This window comes from Ralstonia pickettii, from assembly GCF_001699815.1.
Taxonomy (GTDB): domain Bacteria; phylum Pseudomonadota; class Gammaproteobacteria; order Burkholderiales; family Burkholderiaceae; genus Ralstonia; species Ralstonia thomasii.
Map to the genome: position 1 here is coordinate 1 of NZ_MCGB01000093.1, position 25,552 is coordinate 25,552.

Below are 25,552 nucleotides of genomic sequence, written 5' to 3' on the forward strand. Positions count from 1 at the left end.
CCCGGTAGAACTGGCGAAGTGCTACCGCCTCCTGAACCACGGCCCGACCACGCTGGTCACCTCCGCCCACAACGGCGTGCGCAACGTCATGGCTGCCGCCTGGGCGATGCCGCTCGACTTTGACCCACCCAAGGTGCTGGTCGTGGTCGACAGCCGCACACTCACACGTGAGTTGATCGAAGGCTCGGGCGTGTTTGCACTCAACATTCCCACCCGCGCGATTGCCGAGACCACGCTGACGGTCGGCACACTCTCGGGCCGCGATGTCGACAAGTTCGATGCCCTGGGCCTCGTCACCATGCCCGCCCGTACGATCGACGTGCCGCTGGTGGCAGGTTGTGCAGGGTGGCTCGAATGCCGCGTCATTCCGGAGCCGCACAACGAGAAGCGCTACGACCTCTTCATCGCAGAAGTGACCGCCGCCTGGGCCAATCCTGCGCTGTTCAGCAACGGTCGCTGGCACTTTACGGATGCTGGCAGCAAGACCCTGCACTACCTCGCGGGCGGTGCATTCTTTGAGACCGGCGAAGCGTTCACCGTCGAGGTGAAACAGCTATGAGCGTTATCGCCATCCGCCCGTTGATCGATGAGGATGTTGCAGCGTTCAAGGCGCTGCGCCTGAGGGCCATTCAAGACGCGCCCACCGCCATCTGGCCGACGCACGATGAAGAGGCTGCGCGCACGCTTGATGAAACGCGTAACCGCATCCGCACAACCGATCATCAGATCGTGTTGGGTGCTTTTGCCGGGCCTGAGCTGGTCGGTATTGCCGGCTTGCGGCGTGAAGCGCTTGCGCAAGTCGCGCACAAGGCCGTGCTGTGGGGCGTGTTTGTTGACCCTGCACATCGGCGCGGCGGCATTGCCGGCCGCCTGCTGCACGCCGCCATTACGCACGCGCGTGCTGCACGCGTATTGCAGATTCATCTTTGCGTGAACGCCGAAAACCCGCGTGCGCAAGCGCTGTATCGCAACGCGGGTTTCGAAACCTTCGGCATTGAGCGCCGCGCCATGCGTGTCGGTGATCGCTTCTACGACGAAGAACACATGGCGCTGCGGCTGGACGCCTAGCGCTCCGTCCGATAGTCCGTTGGCCGCATGCCTGTCCATTTGCGGAAGGCGCGGTGAAAGGCGCTCGGTTCCGCAAAGCCGACCGCGACGGCAATGTCGGCGATGGTGCGGCGCGTGTCCTGCAACTGGCCGATGGCAATGTCGCGCCGCAGGTCGTCCTTGATCGACTGATACGTGTGGCCTTCCAGCTTCAGGCGCCGCCGCATGGTGGCCTCGGCCACGTTCAGTTTGAGCGCCATTGCGTCCGACGCGGGCCAACTGGCCACGGGCAGATTGCGCAGCGTCTTGCGCACGCGCGCGGCGAAGGAATCCGGGTTGCGGTACTTGACGATGAAGCTGCCCGGCGCATCGCGCAGGAACGTCTTGATGGACGCGGCCGTCTGAATGACCGGCAGGTCGAGAAAGGTGGGCGATAGGTCGACGTACGACGCATCGTGCTTGAACGCCATGTCGTCGCAAAACATCAGGCGATATTCCTGCGCATCCTGCGGCGCGGCGCACCGGAAGCGCGCGGCAATGAAGGGAATGCGCCGCCCCACGAGCCAGCACACCAGCCCGTAGACCATGATGAGCCACGTGGCGTAGGTGAACATGGGCGGCACACGCGTGCCCTTGCGGTGCACGAACACGAGACGCACACGCTGATCGTCTTCTTCAACGCGTACATGCAGGTCATCCAGAACCAGCCGCAAAAAACCCGTGGCCCGTGCAAGCGCCTGCCGGCCGGTGCGCGCCGTGAGCGCCGCCTGCGTCATCGTCACGAAGCTGCCCCAGCGCATGGGGTGCGCATCCTGTCCGAAGAACTCATCGTCCATGGCCTGCGCAATACCGGCCCACAGCGCACCGTACTGTGCGGACGACACGCGGCTGCGCGGCTGCGCCAGCATCTGCGGCGTGATGCCCGCAGCGGCCATGATGGGCTGCATGTCCACGCCATGCGCGCGGGCGCGCGTCACGGCCTCGTTGACGAGGCTGACAGAGACGGTTCCTTTCTCGTTGTTTTTCATCGGCATGGCAAATCCGCTCACGCAAGTTGATCGTGACGGGCATCGAAGCCGCCCGGCCGCGTGCCTACACTTTTTCCCCATCGAACCCGAGCGCCGCGGGCTGCACAGTGTAAGGCGCCTGCACAGGCAGCGTCACGCGGCCCCGGCCAGCAAACAAGCAAGAGCCAAGCGATGGACGACTTCTATACCGAAGAGCAGCGGATGATCCACGACGCTGCGCGCGCCTTTGCCACCGAACGCCTGGCGCCCAACGCCGCGCAGTGGGACCGTGACGGCGCCTTACCCGACGAGGTGGTGCGCGAGATGGGCGAGCTGGGCCTGCTGGGCATGATCGTGCCGGCGGAGTGGGGCGGTTCGTACACCGACTACGTGGCCTATGCGCTTGCGCTGGAAGAGGTGGCTGCCGGGTGCGCTGCCAGCGCGACGATGATGAGCGTGCACAACTCGGTGGGCTGCGGCCCCATCCTCAAGTTCGGCACCGAGGCGCAGAAGGCGCGTTACCTGCCGGACCTGGCCACGGGCCGCGCGATTGGCGCGTTCTGCCTGACCGAGCCGCACGCCGGCTCCGAAGCCAACAACCTGCGCACCCGTGCGGTACTGCGCGACGGCAAGTGGGTGCTCACCGGCAACAAGCAGTTCGTCACCAACGGCGCACGCGCGGACATCGCCATCGTCTTTGCCGTGACGGACCCTGAGGCGGGCAAGCGCGGCATCTCGGCCTTCATCGTGCCGACGGACACGCCGGGCTTTCACGTCGGGCGTCCCGAACACAAGCTCGGCATTCGCGCATCGGACACCTGCCCGATCACCCTGGAAGACTGCGCCGTGCCCGAAGAGAACCTGCTGGGTGAGCGTGGCGAGGGCCTGAAGATCGCATTGTCGAACCTGGAAGGCGGACGCATCGGCATTGCTGCGCAAGCCGTGGGCATTGCGCGCGCCGCGTTCGATGCGGCGCGCAACTACGCGAATGAGCGCATTCAGTTCGGCAAGGCGCTGCGCGAGCACCAGACCATCGCCAACATGCTGGCCGACATGGCCACGCGCCTGAATGCGGCGCGCCTGCTCGTTCACCACGCAGCGCGCCTGCGCAGTGCAGACAAGCCGTGCCTGTCGGAGGCCTCGCAGGCCAAGCTCTACGCGTCGGAACTGGCGGAAGAGATCTGCTCCAACGCCATCCAGATTCACGGCGGCTATGGCTACTTGGCCGACTACGCCGTCGAGCGCCACTACCGCGATGCACGCATCACCCAGATCTACGAAGGCACCAGCGAAGTCCAGCGGATGGTGATCGCGCGGCACGTGTAGCACGCACCGCGCACATCGACCGAATACGAAAGAGCGCAAACGCGCCGACCAGGAGACGACGATGAACGAAGCGGTATCTGCAGCACAGGGTTTTGTGGAAGCGCGCGATTTTCTGCTGCGCCATCGCACCGACTACGACCGCGCGTATCGCGAGTTCGCGTGGCCGAAGCTGGACACGTTCAACTGGGCGCTCGACTACTTCGATGTGATGGCGCGCGGCAACGATAACCCGGCGCTGTGGATCGTCGATGACGCGCAGGGCGAAGGGTTGAAGCTGTCGTTTGCGCAGATGTCGGAGCGCTCGTCGTGCATGGCGAACTTCCTGCGCGGGCTTGGCATGGTGCGTGGTGACCGTCTGCTGCTGATGCTGCCGAACCGCGTCGAACTGTGGGACGTGATGCTCGCGGCGATGAAGCTCGGTGCGGTGGTGCTGCCGGCTACGACGCAGCTTTCGCCGGATGACGTGCGCGACCGCGTTGAACTGGGCGGCGCGACATGCGTGGTTGTTGATGCGGCAGAGTTGCACAAATTCGAGAGTGTTGATGCGAGTGTCAAGCGCATCGCCGTGGGCGCGCAGCGCGATGGCTGGATCGACCTGGCAGCGGCTTACGACGCGCCCGCGGAGTTCGTGCCCGACGGCCCGACCAAGGCGACCGACCCGCTGCTGCTGTACTTCACCTCGGGCACCACGTCCAAGCCGAAGCTCGTCGAACACACGCACCAGAGCTATCCGGTCGGACACCTGTCGACCATGTACTGGATCGGCCTGCAACCCGGCGACATCCACTGGAACATCAGCTCACCCGGCTGGGCGAAACACGCGTGGAGTTGCTTCTTTGCCCCGTGGAACGCGCAGGCCTGCGTCTTCGTTTACAACTACGCGCGCTTCGTGCCGAAGGACACGCTGGACGTGCTGGTGCGCTTTAACGTGACCACGCTGTGCGCGCCGCCCACCGTGTGGCGCATGCTGGTGCAGGAGCCGCTGGCCACCTACGCCGTCAAGCTGCGCGAGATCGTCGGTGCGGGCGAGCCGCTGAACCCCGAGATCATCGAGCGCGTGCGCAGCGCCTGGGGCGTGACCATTCGCGACGGCTTTGGCCAGACCGAGACCACCTGCCAGATCGGCAACACGCCGGGCCAGCCGGTCGTGCCGGGCTCGGTCGGGCGCCCGCTGCCCGGCTACCGCGTGGAGCTGGTCGACCACGACGATCAGCCCGCCAGCGAAGGCGAGATCGTGCTGCCGCTCTCGCACCGCCCGCTCGGGTTGATGCAGGGCTATGCCAACAACGCCAAAGCCACGGCCGAGGCGATGCGCAACGGCTATTACCACACCTCCGACGTCGCGATGCGGCGCGACGACGGCTACTTCGTCTATGTGGGCCGCACCGACGACGTGTTTAAGTCGTCCGACTACCGCCTGAGCCCCTTCGAGCTGGAAAGCGTGCTGATCGAGCACGAAGCCATTGCCGAGGCCGCCGTGGTGCCGAGTTCCGATCCGCTGCGCCTGTCGGTGCCCAAGGCATTCGTGACGGTGCGCCAGGGCTATGAGGCTGGCCCTGAACTGGCCCGGGCCGTGTTCCTGTTCTCGCGCGAAAAGCTGGCGCCCTACAAACGCATCCGCCGGCTGCAGTTCAGCGAGCTGCCCAAGACCATCTCCGGAAAGATCCGGCGCGTGGAACTGCGTCGGCTGGAGCTTGAACGCACGCCGCAACCGGCTCGCCTGCCTGGCGAGTACTGGGAAGAAGACTTTGCCTGATATGCCCGTCCCGCATTGAACCGATTACCACTACCGAAACCGCAACCGATACCGATTCGCCAGGAGACTCCCATGAGCGCCGTTGCCTCTCTCGCTTCCGCCAAGCCTGCCGCACAGCAGGACACCCCGCCCACCGTCAAGCTGCTGATCGGCGGCGAGTTTGTCGAATCGCAGTCGAAGGAATGGCGCGACATCGTGAACCCCGCCACGCAGGAAGTGCTGGCGCGCGTGCCGTTTGCCACGGCCGGCGAAGTGGATGCAGCCATCCGCTCCGCACATGCTGCGTTTGCCACGTGGAAGAACACGCCAGTCGGTGCGCGCATGCGCATCATGCTGAAGTTCCAGGCGCTGATTCGCGAGCACTCGCCGCGCATTGCCCGCACGCTGACGGCCGAGCAGGGCAAGACGCTGCCCGATGCCGAAGGCGATATCTTCCGCGGGCTGGAAGTGGTGGAGCACGCGTGCTCGGTGGGCTCACTGCAGCAGGGCGAGTTTCTGGAGAACGTGGCCGGCGCGGTCGACACCTACACGCTGCGCCAGCCGATTGGCGTGTGCGCCGGCATCACGCCGTTCAACTTCCCGGCCATGATTCCGCTGTGGATGTTTCCGATGGCGATCGTGTGCGGCAACACGTTCGTGCTCAAGCCGTCGGAGCAGGATCCGCTGTCGACCATGCAACTGGTGGAACTGGCCCTTGAAGCAGGTGTGCCGCCCGGCGTATTGAACGTCGTGCATGGCGGCAAGGACGTGGTCGATGCACTGTGCACGCACGAACACGTGAAGGCGATTTCGTTTGTGGGCTCGACCGCAGTGGGCACGCATGTTTACCGCCTGGGCAGCGAGCACGGCAAGCGCGTGCAATCGATGATGGGCGCCAAGAACCACGCCGTGGTGCTGCCCGACGCGAACCGCGAGCAGGCCATCAATGCGCTGGTGGGTGCGGCCTTCGGCGCGGCGGGGCAACGCTGCATGGCGACCTCCGTCGTCGTGCTGGTGGGCGCTGCGCAGCAGTGGGTGCCGGACCTGATCGCCAAGGCAAAAACGCTCAAGGTGAATGCCGGTGTCGAGCCGGGTACCGATGTCGGCCCCGTCGTCTCGCGTGCCGCCAAGCAACGCATTCTCGGCCTGATCGAATCGGGCGTGCAGCAGGGCGCCACGCTGGCGCTCGACGGCCGCAATGTGCGCGTGGCCGGCTACGAAGACGGCAACTTCATCGGCCCGACGATCTTCACCGACGTGAAGACCGACATGGACATCTACACCAACGAAATCTTCGGGCCCGTGCTGCTGGTGCTGACTGTGCCTACGCTGGACGACGCCATTGCGCTGGTCAACGCTAACCGGTTCGGCAACGGTGTGGGCCTGTTCACGCAGAGCGGCGCATCAGCACGCAAGTTCCAGAGCGAGATCGACGTCGGGCAGGTCGGTATCAACATTCCGATTCCGGTGCCGGTGCCGTACTTCAGCTTTACCGGCTCGCGCGGCTCCAAGCTCGGCGATCTGGGCCCGTATGGCAAGCAGGTCGTGCAGTTCTATACGCAAACGAAAACGGTAACGGCGCGCTGGTTTGACGACGCGGTCGACACCGGCGGCGTCAACACCACCATCAGCCTGCGCTGATCGCTCCCGGAGTGTTGTCATGAAAATCGCATTCATCGGTTTGGGAAACATGGGCGCCCCCATGGCGCGCAATCTGCTCAAGGCAGGCCATGTGCTCAGCGTGTTCGACCTGAATACGCAGGCAGTGGGCGTGCTGGTGGAAGCCGGTGCCATGGCCGCCGCGTCTCCCAAGGACGCCGTGGCCGGCGCGGAGACCGTGATCACCATGCTGCCCGCCGCCGCGCATGTGCGCCACGTGCTGACGGCGGAAGACGGCGTGCTGGCGGGCATCGCGAAGGGCGTGCCCATCATCGATTCGAGCACCATCGACCCAGCGAGTGCGAAGGCACTTGCCGCGCTGGCAGCCGAGCACGGCAATCCTTTCGTCGATGCGCCAGTCTCTGGCGGAACGGGTGGTGCAGCGGCTGGCACTTTGACCTTCATGGTGGGCGGCAGCGCGGCGGCGTTCGAACAGGTGCGCCCGGTGCTTTCTGCCATGGGCAAGAACCTCGTGCATTGCGGCGACACCGGCGCGGGGCAAGGCGCGAAGATCTGCAACAACCTCGTGCTCGGCATCACCATGGCCGGCGTGGCCGAAGCCATGTCGCTGGGCGAGGCGCTGGGCATCGACCCGAAGGTGCTGGGCGGCATCATCAACACGTCGACGGGTCGGTGCTGGAGTTCGGACACCTACAACCCGTTCCCCGGCGTGATCGACACCGCGCCATCTTCGCGCGGCTACACGGGTGGCTTTGGTACCGACCTGATGCTCAAGGATCTGGGCCTGGCCGGTGACGCAGCAAAGTCCGTCCGACAGCCGGTCTACCTTGGCGCGTTGGCACAGCAGCTGTATCAAACCGTGAGCAGCAAGGGCGATGGCAAGCTGGATTTCTCCGCCGTCATCAAGCTCTATCGGAAAGACGGAGCGGCGTGATGATTGAACTGGAAACACTGCACCAGAACACCGTCGCGGTGCTGACGCTCAAGCGTCCGCCAGCCAACGCGTTCACGCCGGAAGGTCTGCTGCAACTGCAAGGCACCGTCGCACGATTGAACGCCGATGCACGCGTGCGCGCCCTCGTCGTCACCGGCGATGGTCCGAAGTTCTTCAGCGCAGGCGCAGACCTCAACACCTTTGCCGATGGCGACCGCGATGTGGCGCGCGAGGCCGCTGCACGTTTCGGTGCCGCGTTCGAGGCGCTGCAGAATGCGCGCCCGGTGGTGATCGCCGCCATCAACGGTTTTGCGATGGGCGGCGGCCTGGAGTGCGCGCTCGCATGCGACATCCGCATCGCCGAGGCACACGCCAAGCTGGCCGTGCCAGAAACGGCCGTCGGCCTGCTGTGCTGCGGTTGCGGCACGCAGACACTGCCATGGCTCGTGGGTGAAGGCTGGGCCAAGCGCATGATCCTGACCGGCGAGCGCGTCGATGCGCAGACCGCCCTGCGTATCGGACTGGTGGAAGAGGTCGTGGAAACGGGGGCCGCGCGCGAAGCCGCCATCGCCATGGCGCTGCGTGTGACAACGTTGAGCCCGCAAGCCGTCACCTTCAGCAAGCAACTCATCCATCAGGCGCGCAACGGCGTGCCGCGCGGCGCGGCGCTGGCCGTCGAGCGTGAGCGCTTTGTCGATCTGTTTGACCACCCGGATCAGCGCGAAGGCGTGAACGCCTTTCTGGAGAAGCGTGCGCCGCGCTGGCATTCCACGCACGAATCGGAGACGCGGCAATGAGCGCCGTCCAATTGGAGACGGTGCCGCCCCAGGCCGCCGCTGCCGAGCCCGAGGTGTTGATGCGTGTGGTGAACCGCCTGGCCATCATCACCCTGAACCGGCCGTCTGCGCTGAACGCGCTGTCGCACGGCATGGTGCGCCAGTTGGCCACGCTGCTGGAGCAATGCCGCCATGACGACGGCATTGCCGCGCTGGTGCTGCGCGGCGCGGGCCAGAAAGGCTTCTGCGCCGGCGGCGATGTGCGCGCGCTCTATCAGCTTGCGCAACAGGGCCGCATGGACGGCGACGACGGCTGGCTGCAATTCTTCGTCGACGAATACCGGCTCGACTACGCGCTGCACCAGTTTCCGAAGCCCATCGTTGCGCTGATGGACGGCGTCACCATGGGCGGCGGCATGGGCCTTGGGCAGGCCGCAAGGCTGCGCGTCGTGACCGAGCGCACGAAGATGGCGATGCCGGAAACGCGCATCGGCTTTCTGCCCGACGTGGGTGCTACGCGCTTTTTGAGCGTGATGTCGCCGGAGCTTGAGTTGTATGTCGGCCTCACGGGCGTAACGCTGACCGGCGCCGACGCGCTGCATTGCCACCTGGCCGATGTGTGCGTGCCTGCCGAATGGCTTGCCTCATTCGAAGACCGCCTGCAGCGCATGCCGCACGATGGCGATCTCATGCAGGCCTTGCGCCGCGTGTTCGAGCCGCCGTGCAACATTGTTCCGCACGCGCCGCTGGCACAGGCGACGCCGTGGGTGCAGCGCTATTTCGACCGCCGTTCGTCGGTCGATCGCATTGTCGCCACGCTGCGCGAGAGCCTGGAGCGCGAACAGGCACGGGAGCCGCGCCAATGGCTTCAGGCGACGCTTGAAGCCATGACCACACATTCGCCGACGATGCTGCATGTCACGCGCGAAGCGTTGCTGCGTGGTCGGCAGTTGTCGCTGGCGGAGTGCTTTCAGATGGAGCTGGGCATCGTTGCGCGCGGAATCCAGGAAGGCGATTTCTGCGAAGGCGTGCGCGCGCATCTGGTGGACAAGGATCACCGCCCTGGCTGGGCGCCCGCCACGCTCCCGCAGGTGCGGCCTGAGCGGGTGCGGCATTTTCTGACGTCGCCCTGGCGGGCGGAGCGGCATCCGTTGGCGGGGCTTTGCTGAATCGTCATGTGACTGGAATGCCCCAAAAGCAACGGATGCGCCATTTGATGCGGTCCGCCGGGGCAGTAAGTCCGTTTCGTGACAAATTTCTGTCATAACTTACGTGTAACTTACACGGGCGAGGAGAGGTCACCCCTCACGTTCTCATCGTACGCAGCGGCTTCCGCTGCGTTTTTTTTGCCCAGCAGGGCACACATATGTTGGCCGATCTGCAGATCGGATTGAAACCGCTTTGAAGTCGCCGCTTGCCAACCCGCATGGCAGCTAGGTTTTGGTACCCTCCGTCAGACTGTTGTCACAATCGCGGTGCTAACTGGCCGGATGCATTGCCACCCCAAGGAGGCTCCTCCCATGGCGACATCCGTCGATTCATTCCAGATGAAGGTGTATCAGGGCGACAGCGCGGTGCTGTTCGCCTTTGATGTGGCCGATGCCGATCGCGCCGATCTGGCCGGTTTTGCCATTCAATGCACGCCGCAGGGCGGGGCGCCATATTGGGTGCCCAACCGGCTAACTTTCGACACGCCCATCCATGCAGACGCGCCGCTGAAGGCCGGCAAGTACGTCGATTCCATCGACGCGCCGTTCCAGTCGTTTCACTGGGTCCACTTTCCGCCGCATGCTGCCGCGCAACTGACTTACACCGTGCACGCGCGCTACTTCGTGTCGACGAACCCCGTGCAACTGGAGACGCGCGCCACGCGCATCGTCACCGTCACGCTGCAGCAACCGATGAGCGACTGGGCCACCGTGGGCATGGTGCGCGGGTATGTGTCGTCGCAGGCGTTCATCGATCATTACGGCGGCAACACGGCATTGGCACCGGACAAGCGCGCGCAGATAAAGTCGCCGCTGCTGTACGACACGCAGCCGTATCAGGACAAGTACGCCTATCTGGGCGCCACCGGCCGCCGCCTCATCATCGATCTGTTGAACCAGTGCCACGCGTCCGACGGCTACGGTATCGACGTGCTCGCCTATGACTTGGACGAGCCTGACATCATTCGTGCGATTGCGTGGCTTGCGCAGAACGGTCGCAAGGTCCGCGTGATTCAGGACAACTCCGTCGGCACCGGCGCCAACGCCACTGGCCATGGCACCGACGACGCATTTGAGACGCAGGCCGCTGAATACTTCAAGCAGACCGGTGCCGACGTCCGCCGCACACACCTGGCACGCTTCCAGCACCACAAGGCGATCCTGCTGCGTGATGCTGCCGGCAAGCCGGTTCGTGTGCTCGCTGGCTCGGCCAACTTCTCGCTGCGCGGCCTGTACGTGCAGGCCAACAGCGTGCTGGTGTTCGAGCAAGACGCTGCGCAGCTCTACGCGCAGGTGTTCGAGCGTCTGTGGGGATGGATCGACCAGTACGGTGAGGACGCTGCCGGCAGCCGCAAGGTGGCGACTGCCTTCCGCGCCGATGCGCTGGCCGCCGACTGGCAGGCAGTGCCGCAGGGCAGCACGCCGCGTGCGCGCTTCGGCTTTTCACCGCATCAGACCGATGCGTTGCTAACGGAGGCGGCCGACCGAGTGAAGGGCGCGCTTTCGTCTGTGCTGTTTGCGGTGATGGCCACCGATGGCGGCGGCGAGATGCTGACCACGCTCGAACAGGTGGTGCCGCACAAGGCCGGGCTGCTCTCGCTGGGCGTGATCGACAAGCAGGGCGGTGTGGATGCCTTTGCGCCCGGTCGCGATGTGCCTTCGCAAACCGTGTCGTTTGCGTATTTGAAGGACGAAGCGCCTGCGCCGTTCAAGCAGGAAGTGGATGCCGGCACCGGCCAGCACATCCACCACAAGTTTGTCGTATGCGATTTCAATGGTGACGAGCCTGTCGTGTTCTGCGGCTCGTCCAACCTGTCAAAGGGCGGCGAGGAACAGAACGGCGATAGCCTGATCGCCATCTACGACCCGGCCATAGTCACGGCCTACGCGATCGAAGCCATCCGCCTGTTCGACCACTACCGCTTCCGCGCAGGCGAATCCAAGGCCACGGCCGACAAGCCGCTGGTGCTGAAGCAGTCTGCCGCCTGGGCCGACCCGTACTACGATCCGCAGAACATCAAGTTCACGGAGCGCACGCTGTTCGCCAAGTCCGGCACAGCGCTGGAGGCTGTTGTCGCGTGATCGGTGCCGGCTGCGGTTCGTGCGCCTTTATACGCGCCGCTGCCGGTCGCTCCACCATGCATCGCGCAGCCGGCGCTTGGCGATCTTGCCGTTGTCGTCGCGCGGCAGCGCTGTGGTGAACTCGATCTGGCGCGGGATCTTGAAGCCGGCAATCTGACCGCGCAGCCATTCGATCAAGGGCTCGGCCTGCAGGTCTTGGCGTTCGGTCTGCACCACCGCGACAAGGCGTTCGCCGTATTCATCGCATGGCACGCCGAAGACGGCGCAGTCGACCACATCGGGGTGGCGCAGCAGCGCATGTTCGATCTCGGCCGGGTAGATGTTGACGCCGCCCGAGATGACCATGTCCGACGCGCGGTCGCACACGTACAGGTAGCCGTCCGCGTCGAGGTAGCCCATGTCGCCGAGCGTGACCAGGCCGTCGCGCTCGATCTTGCTGCGTGCTTCGTCGTTGCCGCGGTAGGTGAAATCGGGATAGGCGGGTTGGTGGCTGTAGATCAGGCCGATCTCTCCGGTGGGGCAGGGCGTGCCGTCTTCACGCAGGATGCGCACGCGTGCGTCGCACACCGGGCGGCCGGCGCTGCCGGGGCGGGCGGCTGCGTCGCGCGGGTCCATCACCGTGATCATGCCGGTCTCGCTCGATGCATACGTTTCGTAGATGACTGGGCCGAGCCAGTCGATCATGCGGCGCTTGATCTCCGGCGCGCAGGGTGCGCCCGTGGACGCCACGAAGCGCAGCGAAGACAGGTCGTAGCGGCTGCGTTCTTCGTCGGTCAGCTTGAGCAGGCGTACATACATGATCGGCACTAAGTAGACCGTGTCGATGCGGTAGCGCTCGATCTGCTCCAGCACGCGCAGGGCATCAAAGCGCGCGTTCACCACCAGCACCTCCGCCATCTGGGCGGCTTGCTGGGCAAAGAGGCTCGGCGCGCTGTGATAGAGCGGGGCAGGCACCAGCGCACGGCAGCCCGGCACGATGCCGAATGTTGCAGCCACCACGGCGCGTGCCTTCTGCAGATGCGCTTCGAGCTGATCGAGCGGAACGGCCTGGCGTACCACGCCCTTGGGCCGCCCCGTGGTGCCCGAGGTATAGGCCATGTGCCCGCGCGGAGAAACGATCGGCCCGTCGTACGGCGTCTGCAGCGCAAGCCAGTTGGCATAGCCGTCGGCGCGGTCGGTGCCTTCTGCATCCACGCGCAGCAGCTGCACGTGGGCCGGTAGCAGCGGTTCTGCCGCATCGACGAGGTCGCGATGGCCGATCAATACCTTGGCACCGGAATCGCGAACCAGAAACTCCACCTCGGCCGGCGTGAAGTGCCAGTTGATCGGGCAGAAGTAGCACCCTGCGATGCGGCAGGCGTGCATCACGTCGATGTAGGCAGGTGCATTGCGCAGCAGCACGCCGATCACGTCGCCCTCCTGCACGCCCATGCGGCGCAAACCGCCGGCAAGGGCGGCACCGCGCGCGAGCAGCGTTTCGGCATCGGTCGGGCGATCGTCGAAGATCAGGTGGGCGGTCATGTGTGTCTCCTGCGCGAGGTCTCTTGGGGACGGTTGCTTAATCCATGCAGCATGCCGGATCGAACAGTATTGAACAATCCACGGCGAATTTCGCACACTGGTGAATGCGATTGGACAACGCTCTCCTTGGCCGCGTGAGCCGTGACACCGGAATTCGGTTTGAGGGGCAACCCGCCGATATCACCGCAGACCGCGTGAAAGGTCTGCGGCAGTAAGATGCATGCCTGAAGCCAAAAAGCCCGCCCGGTGTGATGCGAGGCGGGCCTTTTTCTCGGGCGCGCGCGATTGTGCCCGGTTGTGACCGCGGCCGCCTTCAGGCACAATGCGCCCCGTTGTGGAGATGGCATGCCTCCCTTAACCGCCGGTTAGCGCGTAACGATACCGGCTGATGATGCCTACAAGTTCCTGGTCGAAGGAAGTTGTAGGCACACGCCCAAACGACGTTCTGTCGCTCAGGTTTGAGTTCTTCGAATCTGGTCATCATGAAGAAAATGGCTACACGCTCCGAGCCGCTGCTCATGTTCGGGTATCTGCTGCGCTGGCTTTCGCTCGGTTCGCTCGTCGGCATGCTCGCCGGGCTTGGCTCTGCGGTGTTGCTGATGGCGCTCGATTGGGCAACCAACACGCGCACCGCACACCCTTGGCTGCTGTGGTTCCTGCCCGTGGCGGGGCTGGCCGTGGGCTTGCTCTACCACTACACGGGGCGCTCGGTGGAAGGCGGCAACAATCTGCTCATCGACGAGATCCACGACCCCAAGCGTGTCGTCCCCAAGCGCATGGCGCCGCTCATCCTGCTGAGCACCGTTGTCACCCACATCTTTGGCGGGTCAGCCGGGCGTGAGGGCACGGCCGTGCAGATGGGCGGCAGCTTTGCTGATTACCTGACGCGGCTGTTCTCATTGGCCCCGGCGGACCGGCGCATCTTGCTGATGGCGGGCATCAGCGCCGGTTTCGCGTCGGTGTTCGGCACGCCGCTGGCCGGTGCCGTATTTGGACTGGAAGTGCTTGCGATCGGCCGTTTGCGCTATGACGCGATCCTGCCGTGCTTCATCGCGGCCATCGTGGGCGACCTGGTGCCACCGCTGCTGGGCGTGCACCACACGCCGTATGCGATTCCGTTTGTGCCGCATCTCACGCCCGTCGCGATCGGCCTGGTCGTGGTGGCCGGCATCGTCTTCGGTCTGGCGGGCATGACGTTCGCGGCGCTCACGCACCGGCTCAGCCGCCTGTTGAAGCGTCACATCGCCTTTGGGCCGCTCCGCCCCGTGCTGGGCGGCAGCGTGGTCGTGGCGGCGGCGTTGGCGCTGGGGACGGACAAATATCTCGGCCTCGGCATTCCGGTCATCGTGGATACGTTCCACAATCCGCTGCCCGCCTACGACTTTGCCGGCAAGGCGGCCTTCACCATCGTGACGCTGGCGTCCGGTTTCAAGGGCGGTGAGGTCACGCCGCTGTTCTACATCGGCGCCACGCTGGGCAATGCGTTGGGTTACGTGCTGCCGTTGCCCTTCCCGCTGCTGGCGGGCCTTGGGTTCGTTGCCGTGTTTGCGGGTGCCGCCAATACGCCCATCGCGTCGACCTTGATGGCGATGGAACTCTTCGGCCCCGAAGTCGGCACATTTGCTGGCATTGCCTGCGTGGTGAGCTATCTCTTCTCAGGCCACACCGGCATCTATCATGCGCAGCGCATCGGCCATGCGAAGCGCCCTACCGAAGCAGCGCCGGCAGGGCAGGTTCCGGCCGAGTCAGCCGAGCGCCCTTAGCACTGCGATGCGCGCTCGGATTCAAGCAGCGTCCTCACTCAAACACCGTAGAAGCGTTCGCACAACGCCGCACTTGCGCCGAGTTTGCGCGACAGGTCGGACGCCGCCTGCAACTGCTTCGCGACGACATCCCCAGAGGTGCGTGCCGCTTCCAGCCGGGAGGCTGCGCCCGACAGCGTCAGCGCAGCCATGAACTTGTCGCCGGAACCGAAGATGGGCGTGGCAAACGCCGCCGTGTGCTGGTCCCGCGCGCCCGAGGTGAACAGCGGCAGCTTGGGTGTTTCGTCATACAGCGCTTCACCCAGCCCCCAGTAACGCAGCACGTGGCTGATGGCCGTGTCGTCCAGCGGCAGCGACGTGCCGGGCAGCCGCGTCTCACGCAGGCCTTCCGAGGGCTCGGCGCGGAACAGGCACAGCCGCCGGCCGTGATCGACGACGTAGTACGATGCGCTCTCTCGCGTGGCGGCCGCCAGCGCGTGCAGCACCGGTTCCACCACGGAAGACAAGTGGAACGACTGCTCGTAGAGCTTGCCGAGATACAGCAGGCGTGGCCCGAGCGAGTACGCGCCGGACTCGGAGCGGATGACATAGCTCATGCGCTCCAGCGAGTTCATCAGCCGATACACCGTGGTCTTGTGCATGCCCGAGGCTTGCGCCAAGGCTGCGAGCGACAAGGCTTCCGCCCCCGGCTTGAAGCAATCCAGCAAGGCCAGCGCCTTTTCTACTGCGGCAACGCCGTCATTCCCCATTTCCGAATCCCCGAACTCCGAAGGGCACAATTGTACTATGTACAACGTTGTTGTATCTGGCGGAAGGGTAAACGCTAGTGGATCGACCCGCTTGCCGTGGCTATAGTGATTTCACTTAGTACACCACAGTTTTACACAGTAAAACATCACAGTCTGAGGCAGGTTTTTCATGAGTACCCCTTCGCACAACACTTCCGCCATCGTTCGCGATATCGAACGCGTTTCCCCCGCGCTGGTCGAGGCGGCTGCCCGCTTTCAGGCGGCCATCCTGGCCGACGTTGCCGGCCGCCGCGGCACCTTGAACTGTCGCGTCAAACCGCTCGCGCCGACCATGAAAGTGGCCGGGCCGGCTGTAACGGTCGAAGTTCGCCCGGGCGACAACCTTGCCATCCATGCCGCCCTGGCGGTTGCCAAGCCCGGCGATGTGATCGTGGTGGACGGCAAGGGTGACCAGAGTTGCGCGCTGATCGGCGAGATCATGGCCACGCAGGCGCAGGCCACTGGCATCGCCGGGTTTGTCATCGATGGCGCGGTGCGCGATTCGCACGAGTTGGCGAATGGCACGTTCCCGATTTTCTCTGCCGGCTTGAACCCGTGCGGGCCGACCAAGAGCGTGGCTGGCCGCGTGAACCTGCCCGTGTCCGCCGCCGGCGCAACGGTGCATCCGGGGGACCTGGTGGTGGGCGATGCAGATGGCGTGGTCGTGATCCCGCGTGCCGACGTTGAGCGCATTCTCGTGCTCGCACAGAAAAAGGTGGATGCCGAAGCGGCCCGCATTGCGGCGATCCGCAAGGGCGATACGCGCCCCGGCTGGCTCGAGAAGGAACTGCGCGCGGCGGGCATGCTGGCTGAAGGCGAGGCACTGTAATGAGCACGACTGCAACCAAGCCTGTCCTGCTCGTCACGGCGGCTGACCTGGCACCGCAAGCATTGGAGATGCTGGGCGATTTTGAAGTCGTGTTTGCCGGCAAGCAGCCCACCGAAGACGACATCGTCGCGCTCTGCGCACGGCACAAGCCGGTGGCGATCATCGTGCGCTACGGCAAGATCAACGCCCGCATCATGGATGCAGCCGCCGGCAACCTGCAGGTGATCTCCAAGCACGGCAGCGGTATCGACGTCATCGATCAGGATGCTGCCGCGGCGCGTGGCATTGCGGTGCGTGCCGCGGTGGGGGCCAACGCGGCTGCTGTGGCCGAGCATGCGTGGGCGCTGATCCTCGCATGCGCAAAGTCCGTCCCGCAGCTCGACGCGCGCATGCGTGCTGGGCATTGGGACAAGGCGACGCACAAGTCGGTCGAACTGGATGGCCGCACGCTTGGCCTGGTCGGCCTGGGTGCGATCGGGCGCCGGACTGCTGCCATCGGCCTGGCGTTCGGGATGAAGGTTCTTGCATTCGACCCGTACACGAAAGAGGCGCCGGCAGGCGTCCAGCTGGTGGCGCTCGGTGAGTTGTACGCGCAGTCTGACGTGGTCTCGCTGCACTGCCCGTTGACCGCCGAGAACCGCAAGATGCTGAACCGCGACGCGTTCAGCTGCTTCAAGCCCGGCGCGATTCTGGTCAACACGGCGCGCGGCGGCCTCATTGACGAAGCCGCGCTGGTGGAAGCGCTGGCCAACGGCCGACTCCGTGCAGCGGGGCTCGACAGCTTCGACGTGGAGCCGATGACGGTGCCGCATCCGTTCCAGGGCGTTGCCAACATCATTCTGTCGCCGCACATCGGCGGCGTGAGCGACGCGGCCTACGTGAACATGGGTAAGGGCGCCGCGGCCAATGTGCTCGCAGTGATCGAGGAACGTGCCAGCACGGCGGCGTGATGTCCATGTTCCTGCTCTCGCCACCGGCGATGCGTGAAGCCGAAGTCTTCACGCGCATGCCGGCCAAGTTTCGCAAGCCCGATGTCCAGACGGAATGGGCACGCGCCAATCGCGGCGGGCAAGCCACCGACTCGTTTCTCGAAGGACCGGTGTGGTGTCCGGATGGCCGCGGCTACGGCCATCTGTACGTGACGGATATCCCGCACGGCCGCGTCTTCCGCATCTCGCCGGCGGGCGATTGGGAACTGGTGACCGAATACGACGGCGAGCCCAACGGCATGAAGTTCGTCGACGATGCACACCTGCTCATCACCGACTACCGCAACGGGCTGATGCTGCTCGACATCAAGCGCGGCGAAGTCACGCCGTATCTTGAGCGCCGCAACTCTGAGCGCTTCAAGGGCGTGAACGACCTGACGTTCGATTCGCACGGCAACCTGTACTTCACCGACCAGGGCCAGACCGGCCTGCAAGACCCGACGGGGCGCGTCTATCGCCTCTCGCCGGAAGGCAGGCTCGACATGCTGCTCGGCAATTGCCCCAGCCCCAACGGGCTCGTGCTGTCGCCCGACGAGAAAGTGCTCTACGTCGCCATGACGCGCGGCAACTGCGTGTGGCGTGTGCCGTTGCAGGCCGATGGCTCTGTCAGCAAGGTCGGACAGTTCTTCACGTCGTACGGCCCGAGCGGCCCGGATGGTTTGACGATCGACACCGCGGGGCGGCTGTTCGTGGCCAACCCCGGACTCGGCCGCGCATGGGTGCTGAACCACCGTGCGGAGCCGGACATGATCTTGACCAGCCCCGAAGGTGCATCGCTCACGAACCTATGCTTCGGTGGCCCCGAAATGAAGACGCTCTTCATGACCGAATCGGTGTCCGGCACGGTGCTCAAGTCCGAGATGGACATCGCCGGCCCGCTGCCGCATCGAGCAAAGCAGACAAAAGTCACGCCCTAGCCCCAGCTCATCGATACCCGACCCTGAGTGCTCATAGAAGCGCGACGGAGGAGACCATGCAAATGTCCCAGACTTTGAGTGCCACCACGCCAGCGCATGGCGCGGATGTGCGCTCCGCCGCTACGCTGCCCGATGCGGACTACCAGGCGAGCGAACGCACGCTGGCCAAGGCGTTCCGCCGCATCCTGCCGTTCATCTTCGCCTGCTATGTGATCAGCTATCTCGATCGCACCAACGTGGGGTTTGCCGCGCTCACCATGAACAAGGACATTGGCCTGACCGCCGAGCAGTTCGGGTTCGGCGCGGGGCTGTTCTTCATCGGCTATTTCCTGTTCGAGATCCCGAGCAACCTCATCATGCAGAAGGTGGGGGCGCGCATCTGGATCGCGCGGATCATGATCACGTGGGGCATCTTCTCGATGGCCACGGCGTTCGTGGTCGGGCCCAAGAGTTTTGCGGCTGCGCGCTTTCTGCTGGGCCTTGCCGAAGCAGGCTTCACGCCGGGCATCTACCTGTACTTCACGCACTGGTTTCCGGGCAAGTGGCGCGCCAAGGTAACGGCGGCCTTCCTGGTCGGCATTCCGGTGGCGAACATGATCGGCTCACCCATTTCCGGCGCCCTGCTCGAACTCGGCGGCCTGCATGGGCTGCGCAGCTGGCAATGGCTGTTGCTGATCGAAGGGCTGCCGGCGGTGCTGCTCGGTATCGCGTGCCTGTTTGTGCTGGCGGATCGGCCTGAAAAGGCCAAATGGCTCACCGACGATGAGAAGGCCGTGCTCGCGCGCCGCCTCGCCATGGAGCAGCGCGCCATCGCCAGCAAGCACGGCACGACCCTGCGCGATGCGATGACCAACTGGCGCGTCTTCGTGCTGGCGTTTATCAACTTCTGCGGCATCGTGGGCTCCATCGGCGTGGGCCTCTGGATGCCGCAGATCATCAAGCAGTTTGGCGTCGAGCACACCGTGGTCGGCTGGCTGACGGCCATCCCATATGCCCTGGGTGCGGTGGTCATGCTGTGGTGGGCCCGCATGGCGAACCGCGCGCAGAATCGCGTCCCGTATGTGGCTGCCGCGCTGGTGGTTGCTGCGGTAGCGCTGGCAGCCAGCACGGCCCTGGATGCACCGGCGCTCAAGCTCGCGGCGCTGTGCGTGACGGTGAGCGGCATCCTGGCGTTCCAGGCCACGTTCTGGGCGATTCCGTCCACCTTCCTCACGGGCCGCGCGGCCGCGGGCGGCCTGGCGCTGATCGTTTCCGTGGGCAACCTCGGCGGCTTTGTCGGTCCGTCGATGGTCGGCGCCATCAAGCAGTACTCGCAGGGCTTTGCCGCGCCACTGCTGGCGGTGTCGGCGGTGCTGCTCATCGGTGCGTTGTCCATCGCCTGGCTGGGCGACCCGGGCGCCGATGCCGGTGAAGCCGCAACACGCTGATCGCGCAATCGCAGTACCTTTCTTACTAGACATTCAACCAGCGCCGCGCAGCAGACGTCGGCACCAGGAGACACACATGCAAGTGACGGGCAGTACCGGTGTGACGGAAATCGAGCAGCGGACCCTGCGCAAGGTGGTCTGGCGGCTCGTGCCGTTTCTCATGCTCTGCTACCTGCTGGCCTTCATCGACCGCGGCAACGTGGGCATGGCCTCGCTTCAGATGAACCATGACCTTGGGCTGACAGCACGCGTATTCGGGTTCGGCAGCAGCCTCTTCTTCGTGTCGTATTTCTTCTTCGAGGTGCCTAGCAACCTGGCGCTGCAGCGCTACGGCGCGCGTATCTGGATCGCGCGGATCATGATCACCTGGGGCCTGATCTCGGCCGCGACGGCGCTGGTGAGCGGCCCGGCATCGTTCTATGCGCTGCGCTTCCTGCTGGGCGCGGCGGAGGCAGGGTTCTTTCCCGGCGTGCTGCTGTACCTTTCGTACTGGATTCCGGCAACGCATCGCGCGCGTATTGTGGCGACGTTCATGGTCGCGATTCCGGCGGCGAGCTTCATCGGTTCGCCCATCTCCGCCGTGCTGCTGCAGATGGACGGGTTTGCCGGCCTGCGCGGCTGGCATTGGCTGTTCATCCTCGAAGGCATTCCCACGGTGCTGCTGGGCATCGCCTGCTTGCGGGTGCTGACCAATCGGCCGGAGGAAGCCAAGTGGCTGTCGAACGAAGAGCGCCAGTGGCTCACAAATACGTTGGCCGGTGAAGCGCGCGGGCCGAAGAAAGTCGCGCAGATGCCGCTGCTTAAGCTGTTCTGCAATCGCTACGTGCTGTGCCTCGCGCTGGTGGACGTGTGCGCATCGGCCGCCGGCAGCACGCTGTCGGTGTGGCAGCCGCAGCTGCTGAAATCGTTCGGGTTGACCGTCATGCAGACGGGGCTGCTCAACTCGGTGCCGTATGCGGTGGCATCGGTGCTGATGGTAGTTTGGGGCCGCCGCTCGGACCGCCTCAAGGAGCGCCGCTGGCATACCGCCATTCCCATGCTGCTGATCGGCCTGGGCCTGTTTGGCACGTCGCTCAGCGGCTCTCTCGTGCCGACCATGGTGATGCTGTGCGCGGTGCTGGTCGGGGCCTATTCGTTCAAGGGGCCGTTCTGGGCGCTGGCCTCCGGCATGCTCTCGAACAGTGCAGCCGCTGCGGGGCTGGCCACTATCAACGCGATTGCCAATCTCATCGGCGGCGGCCTGATGGTGAACGTGTACGGCTGGGTCAAGCAGGCCACCGGCAGCTATGCGCTGGCGTTGATGCCGCTGGCGCTTCTGACGCTGGTGAGCGTGACGACGTTGCTGCTGCTTAGTCGCGCGAAGCCGGAAGCGCAGGTGCTGAACAAGACGGAGACGGCCTGATCATGCGCGCATTCAGCAGAAGGCGGTTCCTGCAGATGGCGGGTGCCAGTGCCGTGGCGGCCGCTGTTCCGGGGCTTACCGAAGCGGAAGAGCTGTGGTCCAGCGGTAGCGCCACGCCGACATTCAAGCTGCCGGCCGGCGCAGTGGATTGCCACATGCACATCTACGATGACCGATTCCCCAGCGCCCCAGGCACCACGTTGCGCCCGCCCAACGCGAGCATCGAGCAGTACCGCAAGGTGCAGGCCCGTTTAGGCATGCAGCGCAACGTGGTGGTCACGCCGTCGACGTACGGAACGGACAACCGTTGCACGCTGGATGCGCTCAAGCGTCTCGGGCCGAGTGCGCGCGGTGTTGCGGTGGTCGATACGTCCGTGACGCAGGCACAGCTTGCCGAAATGCACGCGGCCGGTGTGCGAGCCATCCGCTTCAACCTGAGCTATCCGGGCGCTACCACCGTCGACATGCTCGCGCCGCTGGCGTCCCGCATCGGCGCGCTTGGGTGGCACATCGAACTGGTTGTGCAAGGCGCCAAGCTGCCCGCACTGGAGTCGCATCTGCTTGCGCTGCCATGTCCGCTTGCGGCTCTCCCCTACCACGCCGCGTTCATTGACGACCTGCGTGACGGCTGAGGATGCCGCACCCGCTGCCTTGGTGCGCGTGCCGCTGGAGAGCACCTTGAACGACTGCGATTCGATCTGCACTGTCGGTGTGCTCGCGTACTGGGCCAGCTCCTGCGTGCTCAGGCGCTTGCCCACCGTCAGGTCGGCCGCCTGGCACGCCGAAGCCATCGAGAGAAGCGCCGCCAGCGCCACAGTCTTCATAAGAGTTGCATTGATCATGTTGATTGGTCTCCGAACGGGCTCACTTGGCAGCAATCACGCGGTATTCCACAGCCAGCGGCGTGGTGAGGGTCACGGTGTGGGTGCCACCCTGGGGCTGGTACTTCGCGCAGGCATTGGTCGGCACACCGCTTACGGCGTAGACCTCCCACGTGCCGGCTGCGTTCTCGCCGTAGAAGGCGTAGCTGCCAAGGCCGTACTTGTTCACGGTATCGACGCCGTTGTTGTAATAGCCGTTGTACGGCAGGGACAACGCCGACACCGTGCCCGACGGCGACTTCACGAAGAAGCCGACGCTGCCCACGCACACCGAGCCCGATACGCGCAGCTGCAGGGCGTCGACCTTGTCCGTGCCCGACACGTTGAACTGGCCGAGCTTCTGCACCGCGCCGTAGTTCAGCTGGTTGACGTTGGCAAAGGCGGCCGCGAAGTCAGGCACCGACAGTGCTGCCGGCTTGTAGGCGACGGTCGCCTTGGCCATCTTTACGGCCGCCGAAGCGTCGACCAGCCCGAAGCCGTACCACGTCGAATACGCATAGCCGGCGGCGTTGGTCTGCCAACCGTAGTCCAGGCGTGCGGTGGTCGCGCCGTCGGTGAGCGCGGCGCTGGTGTCGCCGGTGGCGGCGCCGGTGAGCAAGTCGATCCGCGCGTTGCGGCCGTCACGGCTGCCGTAGTCGGCGTCGATCTTGCGGGCCGTCGCACGCAGAATCTCGCGCACATCGCGCCACGTCAGGTTCGGATTGGCCGCCAGCATCAGCGCGACCACGCCCGAGAGCGTCGGTGTGGCCGCCGACGTGCCGTTCATGCTCGAGTAGTCGCACTTCGCGTTGTCTTTCAGGTTGGTGGCGGTGCCTGCAATTGCAAAGTCATAGGTGTCGTCCGGATTGGCCCGGCTGTAGCCGCGTGCGCAGCCGCTGAGGTCGGTGGAGAAAATCTTCGGGCCGCTGCCGGTTTCACCATATTTGCCGCCGTTGCCGTATTCGCCGCCCAAGCCTGTGATCCAGTTGACCGATCCGGCGTTGGAGTAGCTCGACTTGATGCCCTGCGCGTTTGCTGCGCCAACCACGATCACGCCGGGCTCCAGCGCTTCCGGGTCATTGGCCGGAGTCTCGCAGCCGATCATGCCGGCGGTAGCGCCCACGGTCGGGCACGTGCGCGGCGGAACATTGATGCCGTCGTTGATGGACTCATATTCGTTGCCCGACGCCTTGAGCATGACGAGGCCGCGGCCCCCACGCAGGTTCGGGAAGGCGCGCACCGCTGCCTGTGTCGAGGTGGACGTGTCGTACTCCAGCGGCGCCTGCGGGTTTGCACCGTACGATGCGTTGATGATGTGGCCGTTCTTCGACCAATTTGCGCCGCCGTAGGCTGCGGTGGTGTCCGGGTTCGCCGCGCCAATAAAGCGCGCCCCGCCCAGTGTCGCCCGCGGCGCGATCCCCATCACGCCCTTGCCGTTCTGCGCCGCCGCGATGATGCCGGCGACATTGGTGCCATGCGCGTCGTTGATGTTCGCGGGATTGTCTGCCGGTGTCGGATCGTTCAAACCATCGTCGAAGTTGTGCGTCATGTCCGAGTTGGCATTGGCGAACAGGTCTTCGTTGTGCACGTCGATGCCGTCATCGAGCACGAGCACGTTCACGCCCTGGCCTTTGATGCCGGCTTTGTGCGCGTCTTCAACGTTGATGTCGGTCGTGCCGTTGGCCACCAGGCCGAACGCCGCGAAGAAGCTCGTTGCCTGCTTGAGCGCCCATTGGTAGGTGTACAGCGGCTCCGTGCTGCCGGTCTGGCAGGCGTACTTGGCATCGACGCCGGTTTCTGCGCACGTGGATGCGGGCGGCGTGTTGCCGCTGGTGTTGCCGCCATTGCTGGCGGTGTTGCTTCCCGAGTCTCCACCGCCGCACGCGGCCAGCGCCACGGTGGCGAAGAGCGTCAAGGCAAGCGATTTTCCCGTTATGTCTTTCACAAGACCCCCGTTTTTGTCGTTGTGTGTTGTGCGAGGCGCGGAATGTCCGCACCGCTCCGACCTGTTCGACGAAGAGAGGGCACGTCGCGCGTGCCCGCCGCGAGTACATGGGCACTCGTCAGGTCGGGCCGGATGCTCGCACGCACGCCAGCCGGGATTCAACGGAGAAAGCGGCTGCGGCCGCGAACCGGTCCGGCCGTCGCGCGAACCTGTCAGCGCGTCTCAGCCTGGGGGGCGGCAAGCGCCAGAGGTAGGAGGAAAAAACGGGTTGCGGGAGGGGGCGCCGCGCGCATCAGCGCATCTGCATGACCCAGGTGCGCCAGTCCTTGTGCTGCACGAACGGCATGGCTGCGGCGCGCCCTTCGACGGCCAGCATGCGCGTCTCGCGGGGCGACATGCCCGTCGCGCGCCGGTACGCACGCGCAAAGTTCGAGGCGTCGGAAAAGCCGTAGGTCTGCGCGATTTCGGCTACCGAACGGTGCGTCTGCGATCGGTCGGCCAGGATCGCGTGGCACTGCCGCAGGCGCTGCATGCGCAGGTAGTTGAAGAAGCCGCCTTCGCGCTCGAACAGCCGGTACAGCGTGGCACGCGAGATGCCGAACTGCACCGACACGCCTTCGGGCGAAAGCGCCAGGTCGGACAGATTGTGCTGCACATGCCGGCAGACCGAGGCAAACAGGCTTTCCCTCACGGCCGGCGCATTGGCTTCGGTCACCTGGCAGTTGATGGCGGCCGCAGCCAGTTGCAGGGTGCCCGGGATGACGGCCTGTGCTTCGGCATCGCTCAATTTCCCGACCGAGTGATAGAGCGAACACAGGTGATCGCGCAGCAGCCCGACCATCGGAGCACCGCCGCGCAGCACGCGCATGCTCAGTTCGTCGGGTGCGCGCAGCAGCGGTGCCAGCAGGCGCCGTGGCACGGCCAGGCTCAGGAAGCGGCTGTCGGTCGTGCTTGTGGCGAGCGGCTGGGCTGCGTCGACGATGAACAGATCGCCGGGGCGCGTGGCGCTGTCGCTTGCGCCGTCGCGCTGTCCGCAACTGCCTTCCAGGTAGTACTGGAGCACGTAGACGTCCATGCCGTCGCGCCCCAGCTTGGAGCGGGACCGGTCATAGTGCTGTGCCTGGGCGCTGAGCATGCCCACACCTGTCTCGCCGCACAGATAGGCGTCGACGCTGGCCTGAAAGCCATGCGACTGCGGCGCGGCGGAGCGCGAATCGAACAGCACGTTGATGGCATCCCGCCACGCCGCAAATTGATGCTCGCGCGGCAGCGCAGACGTATCGAAGTGGGAATGCGGAGGTTTGCTCACGGCGGTTTCCTGAAAGCCCCGCGCATTGTGCAGAAGCGGTGGCCGATGATGGCATGCCCCCAAAGTG

At 65.1% G+C, this 25,552-nt stretch carries 20 protein-coding genes, 1 pseudogene and 1 riboswitch; of the genes and pseudogenes, 16 read left to right on the plus strand and 5 right to left on the minus strand.

Going from position 1 to position 25,552, the window contains the following annotated elements:
* Window positions 1-559, plus strand: a 559-nt coding sequence (locus BEK68_RS19660) for a flavin reductase family protein (RefSeq protein ID WP_065851861.1), incomplete at its 5' end; no start/stop codon positions are given.
* On the plus strand, window positions 556-1,068 hold the full coding sequence (locus BEK68_RS19665; RefSeq protein ID WP_004627921.1) for a GNAT family N-acetyltransferase: 513 nt from the start codon (window positions 556-558) through the stop codon (window positions 1,066-1,068). The genes BEK68_RS19660 and BEK68_RS19665, both read left to right, overlap by 4 nt.
* Here BEK68_RS19665 and BEK68_RS19670 read toward each other — a convergent pair.
* The gene (locus tag BEK68_RS19670; RefSeq protein ID WP_004627919.1) at window positions 1,065-2,075 is read right to left on the minus strand and encodes an AraC family transcriptional regulator; all 1,011 of its coding nucleotides are present in this window, start codon (window positions 2,073-2,075) and stop codon (window positions 1,065-1,067) included. The two genes, BEK68_RS19665 and BEK68_RS19670, sit on opposite strands and share 4 nt — an antisense overlap.
* 171 nt (window positions 2,076-2,246) lie before the next feature.
* Here BEK68_RS19670 and BEK68_RS19675 point away from each other — a divergent pair, with 171 nt between their 5' ends.
* From BEK68_RS19675 to BEK68_RS19705, 7 genes are all read left to right on the plus strand, one after another.
* On the plus strand, window positions 2,247-3,380 hold the full coding sequence (locus BEK68_RS19675; RefSeq protein ID WP_012430101.1) for an acyl-CoA dehydrogenase: 1,134 nt from the start codon (window positions 2,247-2,249) through the stop codon (window positions 3,378-3,380).
* A 61-nt stretch (window positions 3,381-3,441) separates the two neighbouring features.
* On the plus strand, window positions 3,442-5,136 hold the full coding sequence (locus BEK68_RS19680; RefSeq protein WP_012430102.1) for an AMP-binding protein: 1,695 nt from the start codon (window positions 3,442-3,444) through the stop codon (window positions 5,134-5,136).
* Between the two features lie 72 nt (window positions 5,137-5,208).
* A complete protein-coding gene (locus BEK68_RS19685; protein ID WP_012430103.1) occupies window positions 5,209-6,756 on the plus strand; it encodes a CoA-acylating methylmalonate-semialdehyde dehydrogenase in 1,548 nt (515 codons plus the stop codon).
* A 19-nt stretch (window positions 6,757-6,775) separates the two neighbouring features.
* Entirely contained in the window at window positions 6,776-7,669 is an 894-nt protein-coding gene (mmsB, locus tag BEK68_RS19690; protein ID WP_012430104.1) for a 3-hydroxyisobutyrate dehydrogenase, read from the plus strand.
* Window positions 7,669-8,466: an enoyl-CoA hydratase gene (locus tag BEK68_RS19695; RefSeq protein WP_012430105.1), complete on the plus strand. Its 798-nt coding sequence runs from the start codon at window positions 7,669-7,671 to the stop codon at window positions 8,464-8,466. The genes mmsB and BEK68_RS19695 overlap by 1 nt, the downstream gene beginning before the upstream one ends.
* Window positions 8,463-9,614, plus strand: coding sequence for an enoyl-CoA hydratase/isomerase family protein (locus tag BEK68_RS19700; protein WP_012430106.1), 1,152 nt, complete (start codon window positions 8,463-8,465; stop codon window positions 9,612-9,614). Before BEK68_RS19695 ends, BEK68_RS19700 begins: the two co-directional genes overlap by 4 nt.
* A gap of 351 nt (window positions 9,615-9,965) precedes the next feature.
* The gene (locus BEK68_RS19705) at window positions 9,966-11,735 is read left to right on the plus strand and encodes a phospholipase D-like domain-containing protein (RefSeq protein WP_012430107.1); all 1,770 of its coding nucleotides are present in this window, start codon (window positions 9,966-9,968) and stop codon (window positions 11,733-11,735) included.
* Window positions 11,736-11,762: 27 nt separating this feature from the next.
* Here the strand turns inward: BEK68_RS19705 and BEK68_RS19710 are convergent, their stop codons facing one another.
* A complete protein-coding gene (locus BEK68_RS19710; protein WP_012430108.1) occupies window positions 11,763-13,256 on the minus strand; it encodes an acyl-CoA synthetase in 1,494 nt (497 codons plus the stop codon).
* A gap of 327 nt (window positions 13,257-13,583) precedes the next feature.
* Window positions 13,584-13,661: riboswitch (Fluoride riboswitch) on the plus strand.
* 77 nt (window positions 13,662-13,738) lie between these two features.
* On the opposite strand from BEK68_RS19710, the gene BEK68_RS19715 reads away from it, so the two are divergent.
* Window positions 13,739-15,019 carry a voltage-gated chloride channel family protein gene (locus BEK68_RS19715; protein ID WP_012430109.1) on the plus strand — a complete coding sequence of 427 codons (1,281 nt, stop codon included), beginning with the start codon at window positions 13,739-13,741 and terminating at the stop codon, window positions 15,017-15,019.
* A 38-nt stretch (window positions 15,020-15,057) separates the two neighbouring features.
* Here the strand turns inward: BEK68_RS19715 and BEK68_RS19720 are convergent, their stop codons facing one another.
* Complete coding sequence (locus tag BEK68_RS19720) at window positions 15,058-15,768, minus strand: IclR family transcriptional regulator (RefSeq protein WP_004627900.1); 711 nt, start codon at window positions 15,766-15,768, stop codon at window positions 15,058-15,060.
* Between the two features lie 169 nt (window positions 15,769-15,937).
* Here BEK68_RS19720 and BEK68_RS19725 point away from each other — a divergent pair, with 169 nt between their 5' ends.
* From BEK68_RS19725 to BEK68_RS19750, 6 genes and pseudogenes are all read left to right on the plus strand, one after another.
* The gene (locus tag BEK68_RS19725; protein WP_012430110.1) at window positions 15,938-16,636 is read left to right on the plus strand and encodes an RraA family protein; all 699 of its coding nucleotides are present in this window, start codon (window positions 15,938-15,940) and stop codon (window positions 16,634-16,636) included.
* Window positions 16,636-17,586 carry an NAD(P)-dependent oxidoreductase gene (locus BEK68_RS19730; protein WP_012430111.1) on the plus strand — a complete coding sequence of 317 codons (951 nt, stop codon included), beginning with the start codon at window positions 16,636-16,638 and terminating at the stop codon, window positions 17,584-17,586. Before BEK68_RS19725 ends, BEK68_RS19730 begins: the two co-directional genes overlap by 1 nt.
* A 5-nt stretch (window positions 17,587-17,591) precedes the next feature.
* Window positions 17,592-18,542 (plus strand): SMP-30/gluconolactonase/LRE family protein, encoded by a 951-nt coding sequence (locus BEK68_RS19735; protein ID WP_024542229.1) that lies wholly within the window; start codon window positions 17,592-17,594, stop codon window positions 18,540-18,542.
* 62 nt (window positions 18,543-18,604) lie between these two features.
* Window positions 18,605-19,969, plus strand: a complete 1,365-nt coding sequence (locus tag BEK68_RS19740; protein ID WP_012430113.1) for an MFS transporter — start codon at window positions 18,605-18,607, stop codon at window positions 19,967-19,969.
* Window positions 19,970-20,045: 76 nt separating this feature from the next.
* Window positions 20,046-21,371 carry an MFS transporter gene (locus tag BEK68_RS19745; RefSeq protein ID WP_004627889.1) on the plus strand — a complete coding sequence of 442 codons (1,326 nt, stop codon included), beginning with the start codon at window positions 20,046-20,048 and terminating at the stop codon, window positions 21,369-21,371.
* A 2-nt stretch (window positions 21,372-21,373) separates the two neighbouring features.
* A pseudogene (locus tag BEK68_RS19750) lies at window positions 21,374-21,952 on the plus strand (amidohydrolase family protein); the annotation flags it as partial.
* A 283-nt stretch (window positions 21,953-22,235) separates the two neighbouring features.
* Here BEK68_RS19750 and BEK68_RS19755 read toward each other — a convergent pair.
* Together BEK68_RS19755 and BEK68_RS19760 are read right to left on the minus strand one after the other, a co-directional pair.
* A complete protein-coding gene (locus tag BEK68_RS19755) occupies window positions 22,236-24,146 on the minus strand; it encodes a S8 family serine peptidase (RefSeq protein WP_220485412.1) in 1,911 nt (636 codons plus the stop codon).
* A 322-nt stretch (window positions 24,147-24,468) separates the two neighbouring features.
* Window positions 24,469-25,485: a helix-turn-helix domain-containing protein gene (locus BEK68_RS19760; RefSeq protein ID WP_004627875.1), complete on the minus strand. Its 1,017-nt coding sequence runs from the start codon at window positions 25,483-25,485 to the stop codon at window positions 24,469-24,471.
* Between the last annotated feature and the right edge of the window lie 67 nt (window positions 25,486-25,552).

Bases quoted from the DNA above. Each gene is read 5' to 3' on its own strand.
- BEK68_RS19720 (WP_004627900.1), bottom strand. From the start codon at position 15,768: ATGGGGAATGACGGCGTTGCCGCAGTAGAAAAGGCGCTGGCCTTGCTG.
- BEK68_RS19715 (WP_012430109.1), top strand. From the start codon at position 13,739: ATGAAGAAAATGGCTACACGCTCCGAGCCGCTGCTCATGTTCGGGTAT.
- BEK68_RS19730 (WP_012430111.1), top strand. From the start codon at position 16,636: ATGAGCACGACTGCAACCAAGCCTGTCCTGCTCGTCACGGCGGCTGAC.
- BEK68_RS19665 (WP_004627921.1), top strand. From the start codon at position 556: ATGAGCGTTATCGCCATCCGCCCGTTGATCGATGAGGATGTTGCAGCG.
- BEK68_RS19670 (WP_004627919.1), bottom strand. From the start codon at position 2,075: ATGAAAAACAACGAGAAAGGAACCGTCTCTGTCAGCCTCGTCAACGAG.
- BEK68_RS19725 (WP_012430110.1), top strand. From the start codon at position 15,938: ATGAGTACCCCTTCGCACAACACTTCCGCCATCGTTCGCGATATCGAA.
- BEK68_RS19685 (WP_012430103.1), top strand. From the start codon at position 5,209: ATGAGCGCCGTTGCCTCTCTCGCTTCCGCCAAGCCTGCCGCACAGCAG.
- BEK68_RS19740 (WP_012430113.1), top strand. From the start codon at position 18,605: ATGTCCCAGACTTTGAGTGCCACCACGCCAGCGCATGGCGCGGATGTG.
- BEK68_RS19695 (WP_012430105.1), top strand. From the start codon at position 7,669: ATGATTGAACTGGAAACACTGCACCAGAACACCGTCGCGGTGCTGACG.
- BEK68_RS19705 (WP_012430107.1), top strand. From the start codon at position 9,966: ATGGCGACATCCGTCGATTCATTCCAGATGAAGGTGTATCAGGGCGAC.
- BEK68_RS19745 (WP_004627889.1), top strand. From the start codon at position 20,046: ATGCAAGTGACGGGCAGTACCGGTGTGACGGAAATCGAGCAGCGGACC.
- BEK68_RS19675 (WP_012430101.1), top strand. From the start codon at position 2,247: ATGGACGACTTCTATACCGAAGAGCAGCGGATGATCCACGACGCTGCG.
- BEK68_RS19710 (WP_012430108.1), bottom strand. From the start codon at position 13,256: ATGACCGCCCACCTGATCTTCGACGATCGCCCGACCGATGCCGAAACG.
- mmsB (WP_012430104.1), top strand. From the start codon at position 6,776: ATGAAAATCGCATTCATCGGTTTGGGAAACATGGGCGCCCCCATGGCG.
- BEK68_RS19680 (WP_012430102.1), top strand. From the start codon at position 3,442: ATGAACGAAGCGGTATCTGCAGCACAGGGTTTTGTGGAAGCGCGCGAT.
- BEK68_RS19735 (WP_024542229.1), top strand. From the start codon at position 17,592: ATGTTCCTGCTCTCGCCACCGGCGATGCGTGAAGCCGAAGTCTTCACG.
- BEK68_RS19700 (WP_012430106.1), top strand. From the start codon at position 8,463: ATGAGCGCCGTCCAATTGGAGACGGTGCCGCCCCAGGCCGCCGCTGCC.